The organism is Shinella zoogloeoides, from assembly GCF_020883495.1.
Taxonomy (GTDB): Bacteria; Pseudomonadota; Alphaproteobacteria; order Rhizobiales; family Rhizobiaceae; genus Shinella; species Shinella zoogloeoides.
The window spans coordinates 1337718-1353088 of sequence record NZ_CP086610.1; the positions used below are offsets into that span (position 1 = coordinate 1337718).

A 15371-nucleotide genomic window follows, 5' to 3' on the forward strand; every position below is an offset into this window, starting at 1 on the left:
CCATGCCAAAAACAAAAAAAGCCGCCCGGCGACCGGGCGGCTTTTTGCATTTCGGGAAGAAAGGGTCAGGCGAAGCGGATGATCGCGACTTCGCCTTCGAGCGCGCCCCGGTAGGCGGAGGCGTGCGGCTCGTCTTCCGGCTCGCCCGTCAGCGTGCCGATCTGGTCGAGGTCTGCTTCCAGGAACCCTTCCTCGGAAAGCGCGTTCAGGGCTTCCCGCACGGCGCTGTCGTCGTCCGGCGCACGCAGCATGACATGAATGTCGATGCCTTCGTCGCCCTCGCGCTCATAGGCCTTGCCGATGATGATGAAGACCATCGGCTCGTCGAGCGTATTGTTGTCGTTATCGGCGCTGGACGTCATGGCGGGTTCCTTTCGGGATCGGGTTGTGCTCGTTCTATAAAGGGTAGGGCGGCCGGACCCAAACGCAAAATCCGCCGCCCTTCAAAAAGATGAGAGAGAATCGGCGGATGTGCCGCGAGGCGTCCGACTCTTTCCGGTTGATTCCGCTTTCACGCTTTCTTAATGTTCTCCAGCGATGGCTCAGCCCGCCGCCTGCATGCTGAAACGGGGGCAGGGCAGGGCCGGAAAGCCCTGCTTTTCAGGCGGGGCAGCCATTCCGGCCCGGGATTCTTTGGCCGCGCCCCTTGACCTTTTGCCCTTAAGTCAGTAGACCGCACGCCATCAGAGCCTATGTGGGGCTGGCTGGTTCGGAATGACTCGTTCTGAAGTTCGCCTCAAACAGGGCTCGACGCACGTTGAGAACATGAATGCTGCACGCATGACGCGGTTATAGCGCGTCCTCTGCCTAACGAGGTCATCCACCAAGGTGGATCGGCCTTTTATTGCGCATGAACACGCGTGTGGCCACGAGCATTTTGCAGGCAAGCGGCACGCTTGGCGTCGCATAAATGCGGCAACCGAGTATGCCGGGGCGGTCCGCCGCTCCAAAACCGCCCGCAAGGGTAACAGACACGATTAAGGGATGGTTCTATGCCTACCGTAAACCAGTTGATCCGCAAGCCGCGCCAGGCGTCGGTTAAGCGCAACAAGGTTCCTGCCCTGCAGGAAAACCCGCAGAAGCGCGGCGTTTGCACCCGCGTCTACACGACGACCCCGAAGAAGCCGAACTCGGCTCTGCGTAAGGTCGCCAAGATCCGCCTGACCAATGGCTTCGAAGTCATCGGCTACATTCCGGGCGAAGGCCACAACCTGCAGGAACACTCCGTCGTCATGATCCGTGGCGGCCGCGTGAAGGACTTGCCGGGCGTGCGTTACCACATCATCCGCGGCGTTCTCGACACCCAGGGCGTCAAGAACCGCAAGCAGCGCCGCTCCAAGTACGGCGCGAAGCGTCCGAAGTAATACAGTAACCGGCGCCATTTCGCTGGTCAGAACCTTTTGAAGAAAGACGAAAAGTATGTCCCGTCGCCATAGAGCAGAAAAGCGCGAGATCAATCCGGACCCGAAGTTCGGCGATCTCGTCGTCACCAAGTTCATGAACGCCATCATGCTGGACGGCAAGAAGTCCGTCGCCGAAACGATCGTTTACGGCGCCTTCGATGTCGTTCAGGGCAAGGCCAAGCAGGATCCGCTCGGCGTGTTCCACTCGGCTCTCGACAACGTCGCTCCGCACGTCGAAGTGCGTTCGCGTCGCGTCGGTGGTGCGACGTACCAGGTTCCGGTCGATGTTCGTCCGGAGCGTCGTCAGGCTCTGGCCATCCGCTGGCTGATCGCCGCTGCCCGCAAGCGTAACGAAACGACCATGGTCGAGCGCCTCTCCGGCGAACTCATGGACGCAGCGAACAACCGCGGCAGCGCCGTCAAGAAGCGCGAAGACACGCACAAGATGGCTGACGCCAACCGTGCATTCTCGCACTACCGCTGGTAACCGAAACTAACGTCTCGAAAGGAGTCCGCTAATGGCTCGCGAATACAAAATCGAAGACTACCGTAATTTCGGTATCATGGCGCACATCGACGCCGGCAAGACGACGACGACCGAACGCATCCTCTACTACACCGGCAAGTCCCACAAGATCGGCGAAGTCCATGACGGCGCCGCCACCATGGACTGGATGGAGCAGGAGCAGGAACGCGGCATCACGATCACGTCCGCTGCGACCACGACCTTCTGGAAGGGCCGTGACGGCAAGACCCGCCGCTTCAACATCATCGACACCCCCGGCCACGTTGACTTCACCATCGAAGTCGAGCGTTCGCTGCGCGTTCTCGACGGTGCGATCGCCCTTCTCGACGCCAACGCCGGCGTTGAGCCGCAGACGGAAACCGTCTGGCGTCAGGCCGAGAAGTACAACGTTCCGCGCATGATCTTCTGCAACAAGATGGACAAGACCGGCGCGGACTTCTACCGCTCGGTTTCCATGATCAAGTCGCGCCTCGGCGCGACCGCAGTTGTCATGCAGCTTCCGATCGGCGCTGAAAGCGACTTCAAGGGCGTTATCGACCTCGTCGAGATGAACGCTCTCGTCTGGCGCGACGAATCGCTCGGCGCCCAGTGGGACGTCGTCGAAATTCCGGAAGACATGAAGGAAAAGGCCGAGGAATACCGCGAGAAGCTCATCGAGACCGTCGTCGAAATCGACGAAGCCGCGATGGAAGCCTATCTCGAAGGTAACTACCCGGACAACGACAAGATCCGCGAACTCGTTCGCCGCGGCACCATCGAAGTGAAGTTCCACCCGATGTTCTGCGGTACCGCGTTCAAGAACAAGGGCGTTCAGCCGCTCCTCGACGCCGTCGTCGACTACCTGCCGTCCCCGGCAGACATTCCGGCGATCAAGGGCATCGACGTGAAGACCGAAGGCGAAATCGAGCGTCACGCTGACGACAGCGAGCCGCTCTCCATGCTCGCCTTCAAGATCATGAACGACCCCTTCGTCGGTTCGCTCACCTTCGCCCGCATCTATTCCGGCAAGCTCGAAAAGGGCACGTCGGTCATGAACACGGTCAAGGAAAAGCGCGAGCGCGTCGGCCGTATGCTTCAGATGCATTCCAACTCGCGTGAAGACATCGAAGAAGCCTTCGCAGGCGACATCGTTGCTCTCGCCGGCCTCAAGGACACGACGACGGGCGACACGCTCTGCGATCCGCTGAAGCCGGTCATCCTCGAGCGCATGGAATTCCCCGAGCCGGTCATCCAGATCGCCATCGAGCCGAAGACCAAGAACGACCAGGAAAAGATGGGCCTCGCCCTGAACCGCCTGGCCGCCGAAGACCCGTCCTTCCGCGTCAAGACCGACGAAGAATCCGGCCAGACGATCATCGCTGGCATGGGCGAACTTCACCTCGACATCATCGTCGACCGTATGCGTCGCGAGTTCAAGGTCGAAGCGAACGTCGGCGCTCCGCAGGTTGCTTACCGTGAGACGATCACGCGCAAGACGGAGAAGGACTACACGCACAAGAAGCAGACCGGTGGTACCGGCCAGTTCGCCCGCGTGAAGCTCGTCTTCGAACCGAACCCGGATGGCGAAGATTTCGTCTTCGAATCCAAGATCGTCGGCGGTGCTGTTCCGAAGGAATACATCCCGGGCGTTCAGAAGGGTATCGAAAGCGTTCTGTCCTCGGGTCCGCTCGCAGGCTTCCCGATGCTCGGCGTCAAGGCGACGCTCATCGACGGCGCCTTCCACGACGTCGACTCCTCGGTCCTCGCCTTCGAAATCGCATCGCGTGCATGCTTCCGTGAAGCGTCCCGCGAAGCCGGCGCCCAGCTTCTGGAGCCGATGATGAAGGTCGAAGTCGTAACGCCGGAAGACTATGTCGGCGACGTCATCGGCGACCTGAACTCCCGTCGTGGCCAGATCCAGGGCCAGGAATCGCGCGGCGTCGCCGTCGTGATCTCTGCCAACGTGCCGCTGGCGAACATGTTCAAGTACGTCGACAACCTGCGCTCCATGTCGCAGGGCCGCGCCCAGTACTCGATGGTCTTCGACCATTACGCGCCGGTTCCGTCGAACGTCGCACAGGAAATCCAGGCAAAGTACTCCGGTCAGAAGTGACCGGGGTATCCCCCTCAAGAATTTGAACGAATTTCCCTTCGGGGATCAGGAACGGAGAGCCGGAAATGGCAAAAGGTAAGTTTGAGCGCAACAAGCCTCACGTAAACATCGGGACGATCGGCCACGTTGACCATGGCAAGACGTCGACGACTGCAGCGATCACGAAGTACTTCGGCGAGTTCAAGGCGTACGACCAGATCGACGCTGCCCCGGAAGAAAAGGCACGCGGCATCACCATCTCGACGGCGCACGTCGAATACGAGACGGCCAACCGTCACTATGCACACGTCGACTGCCCCGGCCACGCCGACTACGTCAAGAACATGATCACCGGTGCTGCCCAGATGGACGGCGCGATCCTCGTCGTTTCTGCTGCCGACGGCCCGATGCCGCAGACCCGCGAGCACATCCTGCTCGCCCGTCAGGTTGGCGTTCCGGCGATCGTCGTGTTCCTCAACAAGGTCGACCAGGTTGACGACGCCGAACTTCTCGAGCTCGTCGAGCTGGAAGTTCGCGAACTTCTGTCGTCCTACGAATTCCCGGGCGACGACATTCCGATCGTCAAGGGTTCGGCTCTTGCCGCTCTGGAAGACTCGAACAAGGAAATCGGCGAAGACGCGATCCGCGCCCTGATGGCCGCAGTCGACGACTACATCCCGACCCCGGAACGTCCGATCGACCTTCCGTTCCTGATGCCGATCGAAGACGTGTTCTCGATCTCGGGCCGTGGTACGGTTGTGACCGGCCGCGTCGAGCGCGGTATCGTCAAGGTTGGTGAGGAAATCGAAATCGTCGGCATCCGTCCGACGACGAAGACGACCTGCACGGGCGTTGAAATGTTCCGCAAGCTGCTCGACCAGGGCCAGGCCGGCGACAACATCGGTGCGCTGCTGCGCGGTGTGAACCGTGACGGCGTCGAGCGTGGCCAGATCCTGTGCAAGCCGGGTTCGGTCAAGCCGCACAAGAAGTTCAAGGCCGAAGCCTACATCCTGACGAAGGAAGAAGGCGGCCGTCATACGCCGTTCTTCACGAACTACCGTCCGCAGTTCTACTTCCGCACGACGGACGTAACGGGCATCGTTACGCTTCCGGAAGGCACGGAAATGGTCATGCCGGGCGACAACGTCACGGTTGACGTCGAGCTGATCGTTCCGATCGCGATGGAAGAAAAGCTGCGCTTCGCTATCCGCGAAGGCGGCCGTACCGTCGGCGCAGGCATCGTTGCCTCCATCGTCGAGTAAGTCTTAAGGCTTCAGGCCGCTGAAATAGGAAGGGCAGGATTGCATCCTGCCCCTCCGGTCTTTGATAATTTAGCGGACTGGCCTTTCGGCATTGTGTTTTCGTGCGCCTTCCTTTATGGGAAGCGCCAGAATCAAAAAAGCGCATTCCTCAAGAGAATCGCGCCGATAACGAACTAAGGAAAAAGTCGTATGAACGGCCAGAACATCCGCATCCGCCTCAAGGCGTTTGACCACCGGATCCTTGATGCCTCCACGCGTGAAATCGTGTCGACGGCAAAGCGCACCGGCGCAAGCGTCCGCGGTCCCGTTCCTCTCCCGACCCGTATTGAAAAGTTCACGGTCAACCGTTCGCCCCACGTTGACAAGAAGAGCCGTGAACAGTTCGAGATGCGCACCCACAAGCGCCTGCTCGACATCGTAGATCCGACGCCGCAGACGGTCGATGCTCTTATGAAGCTCGACCTTGCGGCCGGTGTGGACGTAGAGATCAAGCTCTAAGTCCTGGCGCAAGCCGAATAACAAGGAAGGTACGTGGCGAAAGCCGACGTCTTCTAAAAACGGGAAACCCGACGGCCTCGAGCCCGAGTGGAATCCTTAAACCAAGAGGCATGACGGGACGTCACGATCCCGCCAGGACTTCTAAGAGGATTGAACCATGCGTTCAGGTGTGATTGCACAGAAAGTAGGGATGACTCGCGTCTATAATGACGCAGGTGAGCACATCCCCGTAACAGTATTGCGACTGGACAACGTCCAGGTCGTTGCCCAGCGTACGCAGGACAAGAACGGCTACACGGCTGTTCAGCTCGGCGCCGGCTCTTCCAAGGTGAAGAACACGGCAAAGGCGCTCCGCGGCCAGTTCGCCGCTGCAAGCGTCGAGCCGAAGGCCAAGCTCGTCGAATTCCGCGTTTCGGAAGACAACCTCATCGAAATCGGCGCGGAACTGACCGCCAGCCATTTCGTCGCAGGCCAGCTCGTCGACGTTACCGGCACCACGATCGGTAAGGGCTTTGCCGGCGCCATGAAGCGCCACAACTTCGGCGGTCTTCGTGCAACGCACGGCGTTTCCGTTTCGCACCGTTCGCACGGTTCGACGGGTAACAACCAGGACCCGGGCAAGGTCTGGAAGGGCAAGCGCATGGCTGGTCACATGGGCCAGACGCGCGTCACCACCCAGAACCTCGAAGTCGTCTCCACCGACGAAGAGCGCGGTCTCATCCTCGTCAAGGGCGCAGTCCCGGGCTCCAAGGGCGCCTGGATCGTCGTTCGTGACGCCGTCAAGTCCGGCACCCCGTCCGACGCTCCGCGTCCGGCCGCCGTGCGCGCAGCCAAGTAAGGGAGCCTGATCATGGATCTCAAAGTCACGACCCTCGAAGGGAAGGACGCCGGCAAGGTCTCCCTCTCCGACGCGATCTTCGGCCTCGAGCCGCGCGAAGACATCATTGCCCGCGTCATCCGCTGGCAGCTCGCCAAGAAGCAGCAGGGCACGCACCAGTCGCTGACCCGCGGCGAAGTCGCTCGCACCGGCTCCAAGATGTACAAGCAGAAGGGTACGGGCCGCGCTCGTCACCATTCGGCTCGCGCTCCGCAGTTCCGCGGCGGTGCCAAGGCTCACGGCCCGGTATCCCGCAGCCACGCTCACGACCTGCCCAAGCAGGTTCGCGCGCTCGGCCTGCGTCACGCCCTCTCGGCCAAGATCAAGGCTGACGACGTCATCATCATTGATGATCTCGTTGCTGCAGAAGCAAAGACGAAGGCTCTGGCCGGCGCATTCGCTTCGCTCGGCCTCACCAATGCCCTCTTCATCGGCGGCGCAGAACTTGACGGCAACTTCAAGCTCGCAGCACGCAACATCCCGAACGTGGATGTCCTGCCGATCCAGGGTATCAATGTTTACGACATCCTGCGCCGCGGCAAGCTCGTGCTCTCCAAGGCTGCTGTAGAAGCCCTCGAGGAGCGGTTCAAATGACGGATCTTCGCCACTACGATGTGATCGTATCTCCTTCGATCACCGAAAAGTCGACGCTGGTATCCGAAAACAACCAGATCGTCTTCAACGTTGCCAAGCGCGCTTCCAAGCCTGAAATCAAGGCTGCGGTCGAAGCACTCTTCGGCGTCAAGGTCACGGCTGTGAACACGCTCGTCCGCAAGGGCAAGGTAAAGCGTTTCCGCGGCTTCGCCGGCCGGCAGGGAGATGTCAAGAAGGCTATCGTCACGCTCGCTGACGGTCAGTCCATCGACGTCTCCACCGGGCTCTAATCGGGCACTCGGCTAAAGAGGAAACAAGAAAATGGCATTGAAACACTTCAATCCGACCACTCCGAGCCAGCGCCAGCTGGTCATCGTCGACCGGTCGGGCCTTTACAAGGGCAAGCCCGTAAAGGCTCTGACCGAAGGTCTCACCAAGAGCGGCGGCCGTAACAACCTTGGTCGTATCACTGCCCGCTTCATCGGCGGCGGTCACAAGCGTACCTACCGTCTCGTCGACTTCAAGCGTCGCAAGTTCGACGTCGAGGGCACGGTCGAGCGTCTGGAATACGACCCGAACCGCACCGCGTTCATCGCTCTGGTGAACTATGCCGACGGCGAGCAGGCCTACATCCTGGCTCCGCAGCGCCTGGCAGCCGGCGACAAGGTCATCGCCTCCAACAAGGCCGTTGACGTCAAGCCCGGCAACACCATGCCGCTGCAGTACATCCCGGTCGGTTCGATCGTTCACAACGTCGAAATGAAGCCGGGCAAGGGCGGCCAGATCGCCCGTTCCGCCGGCACCTTCGTCCAGCTCGTCGGCCGCGACCAGGGCATGGCGATCCTTCGCCTGAACTCGGGCGAGCAGCGCCTGGTTCACGCCTCCTGCCTCGCAACGGTCGGCGCCGTATCCAACCCGGACCACGGCAACATCAACGACGGCAAGGCCGGTCGTACCCGTTGGCGCGGCAAGACCCCGCATAACCGCGGCGTCGTCATGAACCCGGTCGACCACCCGCACGGCGGTGGTGAAGGCCGCACCTCCGGTGGTCGCCATCCGGTGTCCCCGTGGGGCAAGCCCACCAAGGGCAAGCGCACCCGTTCGAACAAGTCCACGGACAAGTTCATCATGCGCTCGCGCCACTTGAAGAAGAAGTAAGAGAGGTAGTCAGGAATGGCTCGTTCAGTATGGAAAGGCCCGTTTGTTGACGGCTATCTTCTCAAGAAGGCTGAGAAGGTTCGTGAAGGCGGTCGTAGCGAAGTGATCAAGATCTGGAGCCGTCGCTCCACGATCCTGCCGCAGTTCGTAGGTCTCACCTTCGGTGTCTACAACGGCAGCAAGCACATCCCGGTGGCCGTCAACGAAGACATGGTCGGCCACAAGTTTGGTGAATTCGCTCCGACGCGGACCTACTACGGTCACGGCGCGGACAAGAAGGCGAAGAGGAAGTAACGATGGGTAAGGCTAAAGCCGAACGTCGGCTGAAGGATAACGAGGCGCAGGCTATCGCGCGCACGATCCGCGTCAGCCCCCAGAAGCTCAACCTGCTTGCTGCGCTCATCCGCGGCAAGAAGGTCGACCGCGCTCTCGCCGAGCTTGAATTCTCGCGCAAGCGTAGCGCCGAGACCGTCAAGAAGACGCTTGAGTCTGCGATCGCCAACGCAGAAAACAACCACGACCTCGACGTCGATTCGCTGATCGTCGCAGAGGCCTATGTCGGCAAGTCGATCGTCATGAAGCGCTTTGCCGCTCGTGGCCGCGGCCGTGCATCGCGGATCGAGAAGCCTTTCTCGCATCTGACGATCGTCGTCCGTGAAGTCGAAGCCAAAGGGGAGGCCGCATAATGGGCCAGAAGATTAATCCGATCGGTTTCCGCCTCGGCATCAACCGTACCTGGGACAGCCGTTGGTTCGCCGACAACGCCGAATACGGCCAGCTGCTCCACGAAGACCTGAAGATCCGCGCTTTCGTCATGGAAGAGCTGAAGCAGGCCGGTATCGCCAAGGTCGTCATCGAGCGTCCGCACAAGAAGTGCCGCGTCACGATCCACTCGGCTCGCCCGGGTCTGATCATCGGCAAGAAGGGTGCAGACATCGAGAAGCTCCGCAAGAAGCTTTCCGAGATGACGAATTCCGAAACGCACCTCAACATCGTTGAAGTGCGCAAGCCGGAAGTCGACGCAACGCTGGTCGCTCAGTCGATCGCCCAGCAGCTCGAGCGCCGCGTGGCCTTCCGCCGTGCGATGAAGCGCGCCGTTCAGTCGGCCATGCGTCTTGGCGCCGAAGGCATCAAGATCACCTGCGCCGGCCGTCTCGGCGGTGCGGAAATCGCCCGTACGGAATGGTACCGCGAAGGTCGCGTTCCGCTTCACACGCTGCGTGCAGACATCGACTACGGTACGGCTGAAGCCGAAACCGCATTCGGCATCTGCGGCATCAAGGTCTGGATCTTCAAGGGCGAAATCCTTGAGCACGATCCGATGGCTTCTGAGCGTCGCGCCAGCGAAAGTGACAGCCAGGGTCCCGCAAGCCGTGAACGCGGCGATCGCGGCGACCGTCGTCGTGAAAACGCGTAACAGTCGCGTTTGGCAGCCAATATCGGAGAAGTAAAAAAATGTTGCAGCCAAAGCGTACCAAGTACCGCAAGCAGTTCAAGGGCCGCATCAAGGGTGTCGCCAAGGGCGGCTCCGAGCTCGCCTTCGGCGAGTTCGGCTTGAAGGCTCAGGAACCGAACCGCGTGAACGCTCGCGAGATCGAGGCGGCCCGCCGCGCGATCACCCGTTACATGAAGCGTGCCGGCCGTGTGTGGATCCGCGTGTTCCCCGACACCCCGGTTACCGCAAAGCCCACGGAAGTCCGCATGGGTAAGGGTAAGGGTTCGGTCGAATACTGGGCAGCCAAGGTCAAGCCCGGCCGTATGATGTTCGAGATCGACGGTGTTTCCGAGGAAATCGCGCGTGAAGCGCTTCGCCTCGGCTCGGCCAAGCTCTCGGTCAAGACGCGCTTCGTACAGCGCATTGCAGAGTAAGGAGCGAGCGCCATGAAAGCCGCAGACGTCAAGGCGCTGAGCGCCGACCAGCTCAACGAAGAGCTTGCCAAGCTGAAGAAAGAGCAGTTCAACCTGCGCTTCCAGAAGGCCACCGGCCAGCTTGAAAAGACCTCGCGTATCAACGAAGTCCGCAAGGACATCGCGCGCGTCAAGACCATTGCCCGCCAGAAGGCGGCAGAAGCCAAGGCCTAAGGACCAGAAAAATATGCCGAAACGCATTCTGCAGGGCACCGTAGTCAGCGACAAGAACGACAAGACCGTTGTCGTTCGCGTCGAGCGCCGCTTTGCTCACCCGCTGCTTCAGAAGACCGTTCGCCGGTCGAAGAAGTACAAGGCGCATGACGAGAACAACCAGTACAAGGTTGGCGACGTCGTTTCCATCCAGGAATGTGCGCCGATCTCCAAGGACAAGCGCTGGACCGTTGTAGCGGCCCAGGCTTAAATCATCAGAATTCGCGCCCGGCCCTTGCGTCTGGCGCGAAATCCTGTATGAAGCAGCGCAAGGACGCTCGGAATCACGAGCGTTCTTTTGCTTTGAGCGCACGGAAGGTCCATCGGCTCGCCGAAGTGGAAACCACCTTGGCAACACACCATCCCGCGCGAAAACATGAATTTCCATAAGCTGGAACAGGGGGCTAACACCCAACCGGTCCGGTAAAACAAGAAGGCGACCTGACATGATTCAGATGCAGACTAACCTCGACGTCGCGGATAATTCCGGCGCACGTCGTGTCATGTGCATCAAGGTGCTGGGCGGCTCCAAGCGCAAGTACGCTTCGGTCGGCGACATTATCGTCGTCTCGATCAAGGAAGCTATTCCGCGCGGCCGCGTGAAGAAGGGTGACGTGATGAAGGCGGTCGTCGTACGTACCGCCAAGGACATCCGTCGCGCCGACGGCAGCGTCATCCGTTTCGACAGCAACGCCGCTGTCCTGATCGACAACAAGAAAGAGCCGATCGGCACCCGTATCTTCGGACCGGTTCCGCGCGAACTTCGCGCCAAGAACCACATGAAGATCATCTCGCTGGCTCCCGAAGTACTGTAAGGAGCGATGGCTATGCAAAAGATTCGCAAGGGCGACAAAGTCGTCGTACTCACCGGCAAGGACAAGGGCCGTACCGGTGAAGTCGTGCAGGTAATGCCGAAGGAAGACCGCGCGGTCGTCAAGGGTATCAACCTGGTGAAGCGTCACCAGCGCCAGACCCAGACCCAGGAAGCCGGCATCATCACCAAGGAAGCTTCGATCCATCTGTCGAACATCGCGATCGCCGACCCCAAGGACGGCAAGCCGACCCGCGTCGGTTTCAAGGTCGAAGGCGACAAGAAGGTTCGTGTAGCAAAGCGTTCGGGAGTGTCGATCGATGGCTGACACCAAGTATGAGCCGCGCCTCAAGAAGGAATACGTCGAGCGTATCCGCAAGGCGCTTCAGGAGCAGTTCTCCTTCGCCAACGAGATGCAGATCCCGCGTCTCGACAAGATCGTCATCAACATGGGCGTAGGCGAAGCCACGGCGGACTCCAAGAAGCCCACCGTTGCTGCTGCCGACCTCGCAGCGATCGCCGGCCAGAAGCCGGTCATCACGCGCGCTCGTAACTCCATCGCGGGCTTCAAGGTCCGTGAAGGCATGCCGATCGGCGCGAAGGTCACCCTGCGCGGCGCCCGCATGTACGAATTTCTGGATCGCCTCGTGAACATCGCGCTGCCCCGCGTACGCGACTTCCGTGGTCTGAACCCGAAGTCCTTCGATGGCCGTGGCAACTTCGCCATGGGTATCAAGGAGCACATTGTGTTCCCTGAGATCAACTACGACAAGGTTGATCAGATGTGGGGCATGGACATCATCGTTTGCACGACGGCAAAGACGGACGACGAAGCACGGGCTCTTCTGAAAGAGTTCAACTTCCCGTTCCGCGCCTGACCGTAACGACAAGCGTAAAGAAGGATAACTGTTATGGCTAAAACCAGCGCAGTAGAAAAGAACAACCGTCGCCGCAAGCTTGTCGCCAGCCAGGCTTCCAAGCGCGCCGCTCTCAAGGCGGTCATCATGAACCAGTCTCTTCCGATCGAAGAGCGCTTCAAGGCAACCCTGAAGCTTGCCGAAATGCCGCGCAATGGCTCCAAGACCCGCATTCGCAACCGTTGCGAAGTCACGGGCCGTCCGCGCGCTTTCTATCGCAAACTCAAGATGTCGCGTATTGCGCTTCGCGAACTGGGCAATCTCGGCAAGGTGCCGGGTATCGTCAAGTCGAGCTGGTAAGGAGACGGGAACATGGCAATGACTGATCCCCTGGGCGATATGCTCACCCGTATCCGCAACGGCGCCGCTCGCCGCAAGTCCAGCGTTTCCACGCCGGCTTCCAAGCTGCGTGCACGCGTCCTGGACGTCCTTCAGGCTGAAGGCTACATCCGCGGATATTCGGAAGTCGAATTCGGCAACGGCAAGGCCGAGCTGAACATCGAACTCAAGTACTACGAAGGCGCATCGGTGATCCGCAAGATCGACCGCGTCTCCAAGCCGGGCCGCCGGGTCTATGTCTCGGTCAAGTCCATTCCGCAGGTCGCGAACGGCCTCGGCATCACCATCCTTTCGACCCCGAAGGGCGTGATGGCCGATCACCAGGCACGCGAACAGAACGTTGGTGGCGAGATTCTTTGCTCTGTCTTCTAAGACAGGGCATGGATCTCCATAACGAACAGACAGGATAAAACAATGTCTCGTATCGGTAAGAAGCCCGTTCCGGTTCCCGCTGGCGTCACCGCGACCGTTGACGGTCAGAAGGTCACCGCGAAGGGCCCGAAGGGCGAACTGTTCTTCGTCGCCAATGACGAAGTTTCGGTCAAGCTCGAAGACAACTCCGTTGTCGTCCAGCCGGTCAACCAGTCCAAGGACGCTCGTTCGAAGTGGGGCATGTCCCGCACGATGATCGAAGGCATCTTCAAGGGCGTGAAGGACGGCTACGAGCGCAAGCTCGAAATCAACGGCGTCGGTTACCGTGCGTCGCTCCAGGGCAAGAACCTGCAGCTCGCGCTCGGCTTCAGCCATGACGTCGTCTACCAGACGCCGGAAGGCATCACGATCGCTGTTCCGAAGCCGACCGAAATCATCGTGTCCGGCATCAACAAGCAGCAGGTCGGCCAGGTCGCTGCCGAAATCCGCGAATACCGTGGCCCCGAACCCTACAAGGGCAAGGGCGTCAAGTATGCGGAAGAACGCATCGTCCGCAAGGAAGGCAAGAAGAAGTAAGGATCACGCGAAATGGCTAGCACTAAAGAAGCTCTCGTGCGCCGCGCCAACCGCGTGCGCCGTTCCATCAAGGCGGTCGCCAATGGCCGTCCGCGCCTGTCGGTTCATCGCTCGTCGAAGAACATCTACGTACAGGTCATCGACGACGTTGCCGGCAAGACCCTTGCCGCCGCTTCGACGCTCGACACCGATCTGCGCTCGTCGCTGAAGACGGGCGCCGACACGGCAGCAGCCGCTGCCGTCGGCAAGCTCATTGCCGAGCGCGCTGTCAAGGCCGGCGTCAAGGACGTCGTCTTCGACCGTGGCGCCTTCCTCTATCACGGCCGCGTCAAGGCTCTTGCCGACGCAGCCCGTGAAGGTGGTCTGAACTTCTGATCTCCGGTCGGGCGCTCCAGGGCGCCCGCCGATCAGCTCAGGGTATCGGTCGCTTCCATTCATGAAATGGAGGCGACTTTCGTCAATCTGCCGATTGCACCCGGAAAAGAAAAAGGAAAAGGACAATGGCACAGGAAAAGCGCGGTCGTGACGACCGCCAGAACCGCGAAGAGCGCGACAGCGAGTTTGTCGACAAGCTCGTCGCGATCAACCGCGTCGCGAAGGTCGTCAAGGGCGGCCGTCGTTTCGGTTTTGCAGCTCTCGTCGTCGTCGGCGACCAGAAGGGCCGCGTAGGCTTCGGCCATGGCAAGGCTCGTGAAGTTCCGGAAGCGATCCGGAAGGCCACCGAAGCCGCCAAGCGCGACCTCATCTTCGTCCCGCTGCGCTCGGGCCGCACGCTGCACCATGACGTGCACGGCCGCCACGGCGCCGGCAAGGTTCTGCTTCGTTCGGCCAAGGCCGGTACCGGTATCATCGCCGGTGGTCCGATGCGCGCCGTCTTCGAAACGCTCGGCGTTCATGACGTCGTCGCCAAGTCGACCGGTTCCTCGAACCCGTACAACATGATCCGCGCGACGTTCGACGCTCTCAAGAGCCAGATGCATCCGAAGGACATCGCAGCTCAGCGCGGCATGAAGTACGCCACGCTGCAGGCTCGTCGTCAGTCGGCTGGCGTTGCCGCTGAAGAATAAGGAGCACTGATCCATGGCTAAGAAAGAAACCGCCAAGAAGACGGTGACTGTCGAGCAGATCGGCAGCCCCATCCGCCGTCCGGCCATCCAGCGCGCCACGCTGGTCGGCCTGGGCCTGAACAAGATGCACCGGGTTCGCACGCTGGAAGACACCCCGTCTGTCCGCGGCATGATCCGTGCCGTCCAGCACCTCGTTCGCGTCGTCGAAGAGAAGTGAGGGGATAGATCATGAAGCTCAATGAAATCAAGGACAACGAAGGTTCTTCGAAGAGCCGTAAGCGCGTAGGTCGCGGTATCGGCTCTGGCAAGGGCAAGACCGGTGGTCGCGGCGTCAAGGGTCAGAAGGCCCGTTCGGGCGTCGCCATCAACGGCTTCGAAGGCGGTCAGATGCCCATCTACCGTCGCCTGCCGAAGCGCGGCTTCAACAACATCTTCGCGTCCGACTTCGTCATCGTTTCCCTGGACCGCGTCCAGAAGGCAATCGATGCCGGCAAGCTCGACGCCAAGGCGACTGTTGATGCGGCTGCTCTCAAGGCTGCCGGCGTCATCCGCCGCGAAAAGGACGGCGTGCGCATCCTCGCCGACGGCGAACTGAAGGCCAAGGTTGCCTTCGAAGTCGCCGGTGCCTCCAAGCCGGCGATCGAGAAGATCGAAAAGGCTGGCGGTTCGGTGAAGCTGCTGGTCGCAGCAGCGGAAGCCGCAGAATAATTCGACAAATGATCGCCCGGTGTGCTTCACACCGGGCGATTTTGCTCCCATATGTGAGCCTCACAACGACG

At 60.5% G+C, this 15371-nt stretch carries 26 protein-coding genes; 25 read left to right on the plus strand and 1 reads right to left on the minus strand.

Translation table 11 applies throughout. The features are described 5' to 3' along the window. Window positions 1-65: 65 nt before the first annotated feature. Window positions 66-362, minus strand: a complete 297-nt coding sequence (locus K8M09_RS06685) for a transcriptional regulator (protein WP_160784686.1) — start codon at window positions 360-362, stop codon at window positions 66-68. A gap of 630 nt (window positions 363-992) precedes the next feature. Here K8M09_RS06685 and rpsL point away from each other — a divergent pair. From rpsL to rplO, 25 genes are all read left to right on the plus strand, one after another. Continuing rightward, window positions 993-1364 (plus strand): 30S ribosomal protein S12, encoded by a 372-nt coding sequence (rpsL, locus tag K8M09_RS06690; protein ID WP_022719193.1) that lies wholly within the window; start codon window positions 993-995, stop codon window positions 1362-1364. A gap of 55 nt (window positions 1365-1419) precedes the next feature. Further along, window positions 1420-1890, plus strand: coding sequence for a 30S ribosomal protein S7 (gene rpsG, locus K8M09_RS06695; RefSeq protein ID WP_160784685.1), 471 nt, complete (start codon window positions 1420-1422; stop codon window positions 1888-1890). A 31-nt stretch (window positions 1891-1921) separates the two neighbouring features. Beyond that, entirely contained in the window at window positions 1922-4021 is a 2100-nt protein-coding gene (fusA, locus tag K8M09_RS06700; RefSeq protein ID WP_160784684.1) for an elongation factor G, read from the plus strand. A 65-nt stretch (window positions 4022-4086) separates the two neighbouring features. Further along, on the plus strand, window positions 4087-5262 hold the full coding sequence (tuf, locus tag K8M09_RS06705) for an elongation factor Tu (RefSeq protein WP_160784683.1): 1176 nt from the start codon (window positions 4087-4089) through the stop codon (window positions 5260-5262). A gap of 189 nt (window positions 5263-5451) precedes the next feature. Then, on the plus strand, window positions 5452-5760 hold the full coding sequence (gene rpsJ / locus K8M09_RS06710; protein ID WP_003507767.1) for a 30S ribosomal protein S10: 309 nt from the start codon (window positions 5452-5454) through the stop codon (window positions 5758-5760). A 157-nt stretch (window positions 5761-5917) separates the two neighbouring features. After that, entirely contained in the window at window positions 5918-6598 is a 681-nt protein-coding gene (gene rplC, locus K8M09_RS06715) for a 50S ribosomal protein L3 (RefSeq protein WP_160784682.1), read from the plus strand. Between the two features lie 12 nt (window positions 6599-6610). Further along, window positions 6611-7231, plus strand: coding sequence for a 50S ribosomal protein L4 (gene rplD / locus K8M09_RS06720; protein ID WP_160784681.1), 621 nt, complete (start codon window positions 6611-6613; stop codon window positions 7229-7231). Beyond that, a complete protein-coding gene (locus K8M09_RS06725; protein ID WP_117372286.1) occupies window positions 7228-7521 on the plus strand; it encodes a 50S ribosomal protein L23 in 294 nt (97 codons plus the stop codon). The genes rplD and K8M09_RS06725 overlap by 4 nt, the downstream gene beginning before the upstream one ends. 31 nt (window positions 7522-7552) lie before the next feature. Next, window positions 7553-8389, plus strand: a complete 837-nt coding sequence (gene rplB, locus K8M09_RS06730) for a 50S ribosomal protein L2 (protein WP_160784680.1) — start codon at window positions 7553-7555, stop codon at window positions 8387-8389. Window positions 8390-8404: 15 nt separating this feature from the next. Beyond that, window positions 8405-8683 (plus strand): 30S ribosomal protein S19, encoded by a 279-nt coding sequence (rpsS, locus tag K8M09_RS06735; protein WP_023517272.1) that lies wholly within the window; start codon window positions 8405-8407, stop codon window positions 8681-8683. Window positions 8684-8685: 2 nt separating this feature from the next. Next, complete coding sequence (gene rplV / locus K8M09_RS06740; protein WP_023514179.1) at window positions 8686-9075, plus strand: 50S ribosomal protein L22; 390 nt, start codon at window positions 8686-8688, stop codon at window positions 9073-9075. Then, entirely contained in the window at window positions 9075-9806 is a 732-nt protein-coding gene (gene rpsC / locus K8M09_RS06745) for a 30S ribosomal protein S3 (RefSeq protein WP_117372289.1), read from the plus strand. Before rplV ends, rpsC begins: the two co-directional genes overlap by 1 nt. A gap of 38 nt (window positions 9807-9844) precedes the next feature. Continuing rightward, on the plus strand, window positions 9845-10258 hold the full coding sequence (rplP, locus tag K8M09_RS06750; RefSeq protein WP_119258428.1) for a 50S ribosomal protein L16: 414 nt from the start codon (window positions 9845-9847) through the stop codon (window positions 10256-10258). Between the two features lie 12 nt (window positions 10259-10270). Continuing rightward, window positions 10271-10471: a 50S ribosomal protein L29 gene (rpmC, locus tag K8M09_RS06755; RefSeq protein ID WP_024270441.1), complete on the plus strand. Its 201-nt coding sequence runs from the start codon at window positions 10271-10273 to the stop codon at window positions 10469-10471. Window positions 10472-10484: 13 nt separating this feature from the next. Beyond that, window positions 10485-10721 carry a 30S ribosomal protein S17 gene (gene rpsQ, locus K8M09_RS06760; RefSeq protein WP_160784679.1) on the plus strand — a complete coding sequence of 79 codons (237 nt, stop codon included), beginning with the start codon at window positions 10485-10487 and terminating at the stop codon, window positions 10719-10721. Between the two features lie 235 nt (window positions 10722-10956). After that, window positions 10957-11325, plus strand: coding sequence for a 50S ribosomal protein L14 (gene rplN, locus K8M09_RS06765; protein ID WP_119258425.1), 369 nt, complete (start codon window positions 10957-10959; stop codon window positions 11323-11325). A 12-nt stretch (window positions 11326-11337) separates the two neighbouring features. Beyond that, window positions 11338-11649 carry a 50S ribosomal protein L24 gene (rplX, locus tag K8M09_RS06770; protein ID WP_024270443.1) on the plus strand — a complete coding sequence of 104 codons (312 nt, stop codon included), beginning with the start codon at window positions 11338-11340 and terminating at the stop codon, window positions 11647-11649. After that, window positions 11642-12199 carry a 50S ribosomal protein L5 gene (rplE, locus tag K8M09_RS06775; protein ID WP_160784678.1) on the plus strand — a complete coding sequence of 186 codons (558 nt, stop codon included), beginning with the start codon at window positions 11642-11644 and terminating at the stop codon, window positions 12197-12199. Before rplX ends, rplE begins: the two co-directional genes overlap by 8 nt. 33 nt (window positions 12200-12232) lie before the next feature. Next, entirely contained in the window at window positions 12233-12538 is a 306-nt protein-coding gene (rpsN, locus tag K8M09_RS06780; RefSeq protein WP_119258423.1) for a 30S ribosomal protein S14, read from the plus strand. Window positions 12539-12550: 12 nt separating this feature from the next. Continuing rightward, the gene (rpsH, locus tag K8M09_RS06785) at window positions 12551-12949 is read left to right on the plus strand and encodes a 30S ribosomal protein S8 (protein ID WP_064329860.1); all 399 of its coding nucleotides are present in this window, start codon (window positions 12551-12553) and stop codon (window positions 12947-12949) included. Between the two features lie 42 nt (window positions 12950-12991). Continuing rightward, complete coding sequence (gene rplF, locus K8M09_RS06790; protein ID WP_160784677.1) at window positions 12992-13525, plus strand: 50S ribosomal protein L6; 534 nt, start codon at window positions 12992-12994, stop codon at window positions 13523-13525. 12 nt (window positions 13526-13537) lie between these two features. Continuing rightward, window positions 13538-13900, plus strand: a complete 363-nt coding sequence (rplR, locus tag K8M09_RS06795; protein WP_119258421.1) for a 50S ribosomal protein L18 — start codon at window positions 13538-13540, stop codon at window positions 13898-13900. 125 nt (window positions 13901-14025) lie between these two features. Further along, window positions 14026-14592 (plus strand): 30S ribosomal protein S5, encoded by a 567-nt coding sequence (gene rpsE, locus K8M09_RS06800; protein ID WP_119258420.1) that lies wholly within the window; start codon window positions 14026-14028, stop codon window positions 14590-14592. Between the two features lie 13 nt (window positions 14593-14605). Next, entirely contained in the window at window positions 14606-14809 is a 204-nt protein-coding gene (rpmD, locus tag K8M09_RS06805) for a 50S ribosomal protein L30 (protein WP_064329863.1), read from the plus strand. Between the two features lie 11 nt (window positions 14810-14820). Next, a complete protein-coding gene (gene rplO, locus K8M09_RS06810; RefSeq protein WP_160784676.1) occupies window positions 14821-15300 on the plus strand; it encodes a 50S ribosomal protein L15 in 480 nt (159 codons plus the stop codon). Window positions 15301-15371: the final 71 nt, after the last annotated feature.